Source organism: Aequorivita sp. Q41 (assembly GCF_039831855.1).
Classification (GTDB): Bacteria; Bacteroidota; Bacteroidia; order Flavobacteriales; family Flavobacteriaceae; genus Aequorivita.
On the sequence record NZ_JBDPMS010000010.1, the window covers coordinates 1 to 2,053 of the forward strand.

Below are 2,053 nucleotides of genomic sequence, written 5' to 3' on the forward strand. Positions count from 1 at the left end.
GGTTATTGCATAGCCTCCAGGCATTACGGAGCAAGAGGAAAATAAATGCGCATCGGCAGTGTCGGAGCTGGTTTATTGGCACAGGCATTCGCTCGTCGGGCCATCGCAGCCGGACATGAGGTGAGGTTGAGCAACACCGGGGAGCGTGCCCCACGGCGTGGTGTAGGAGCGGTATTCTGAGCAGCATTGGCTGCGGTATCAGGCCGCCATTTCGGGCAAGCTGACGTTGGGAGTATCGCTCAAAGGGGCGATGGTTTCCAGCGTCATATATCTGGCACGCTGGGTGGCCCATTCATCGTTCTGCTCGAGCAGCAGGGCGCCGATGAGCCTGACGACGGCATCGTCGTTGGGGAAGATGCCGACGACATCGGCGCGGCGTTTGATCTCGCCATTGAGCCGTTCGAGCGGATTGGTGGAGTGGATTTTCGCCCTGTGTGGGCTGGGGAAGTCCATATAGGCGAGCACGTCGGCCTCAGCCTCGTCGAGCAAGCCTGCGAGTTTGGGCAGGCGCGGGCGCATCTGGTCGGCGACATCGCGCCATTGCTTGTGAGCCGCGGCGGCAGCGTCTTGGGCAAAGGCGGTGCCGACCCAGGCGGAGACGACGCGCTTTTGGGTTTTGCCGGCATAGGCCAGGGCGTTGCGCATGAAATGCACGCGGCAGCGCTGCCAGGTGGCGCTGAGCACCTTTGAAATGGCCGCCTTCAGCCCCTCATGCGCGTCGGAGATGACCAGCTTCACGCCGCGCAAGCCGCGCCGGGCCAGGCTGCGCAGAAACTCCACCCAGAACGGCTCGGCCTCGCTGTGGCCGGTGGTCATCCCGAGCACCTCGCGCCGGCCATCGCTGTTGACGCCGACGGCGACGATAACGGCGGTGGAGACGATGCGGTGGTCGCGCCGGACTTTAATGTAGGTGGCATCCAGCCAGACATAGGGCCAATCGCCCTCGATGGGGCGGGTAAGGAAGGCGCCGACGCGCTCGTCGATCTCGCCGCACAGGCGCGAAACTTGGCTCTTGCTGATGCCCTCCATCCCCATGGCCTTGACCAGATCATCTACGGAGCGCGTTGAAATACCTTGGATATAGGCTTCCTGAATGACGGCTGTCAGCGCCTTCTCGGCCATCCGCCGCGGCTCCAGAAAGGCCGGGAAATAACTGCCGCGGCGCAGTTTGGGGATGCGCAGCTCGACCGTACCCGCCCGGGTCTCCCAGTCGCGGTCGCGATAGCCGTTGCGCTGGTTGCGGCGCTCGGGCGCACGCTCACCAGGGGCGGCGTTGCAGAGCGCCTCGCTCTCCAGCGCCATCAGCCGCTCGGCGGCAAAGCCGATCATCTCGCGCAGAAAACTGGCGTCGGAGGACTTCTCCAAAAGCGTGGAAAGCGCAATCTTGTCATCGGTCATCGTGGTGGTTCCTTGGGTTCGCGTTGAGCCTCGCAACCCAATGCTACCCAAAAACCGCCCCGGTGGCCGCCAATCGGCACGCTTTCCGCCAGGCACGCGGCGGTCACTACGGCAGGCCGATCACCGGCCTCCTACACCACGCGGCGGGACACGATCCCGCCTTGTAGGGTTGTGTACGTTCTGCCTCTGATCTTCTGATCATTGGCGGAGGGTTAGCGGTGGCGGACGGTGTTGAAGTTGAGACTATGCTCGGGAGGGCTCCGGAGTTTGGTTACGAGGTTCTCCCTGGTGTTTCGAAGCGTCGGAGCTGGAGCACGGAGGAGAAACTCCGGATATTGGCACAGGCTGCGGCGCCGGGATCATCGGTCAAGTTGGCTTGCTGACGGGATTTGTGCCGGTGTCGGTGGCGGCGGAGCCACCATCGCTGCCAACACCTGCTCCTGCACAGGACGCCTTGCCCCCGCCATCAGCGCCTGTTCCTGGCCTTGTCGAGGTTGAGCTACCGGGCGGCATTCGGCTGCGGATCAGCGGTGAGGTCGAGGCGGTGGCGTTGCGGCGCATTCTGTCGGCGCTGCGATGATCGGTCTGCCAAGCCATGTCCATATCTACCTGGCCTGTGGGGTGACGGACATGCGCAAGGGCTTCGACACGCTGG

Annotated in this window: 1 protein-coding gene; it reads right to left on the reverse strand. The window is 63.7% G+C overall.

Annotated features, from left to right (window positions below; translation table 11 throughout):
• Positions 1-198: 198 nt before the first annotated feature.
• A complete protein-coding gene (locus tag ABJ955_RS13420) occupies positions 199-1,398 on the reverse strand; it encodes an IS256 family transposase (protein ID WP_347375143.1) in 1,200 nt (399 codons plus the stop codon).
• Between the last annotated feature and the right edge of the window lie 655 nt (positions 1,399-2,053).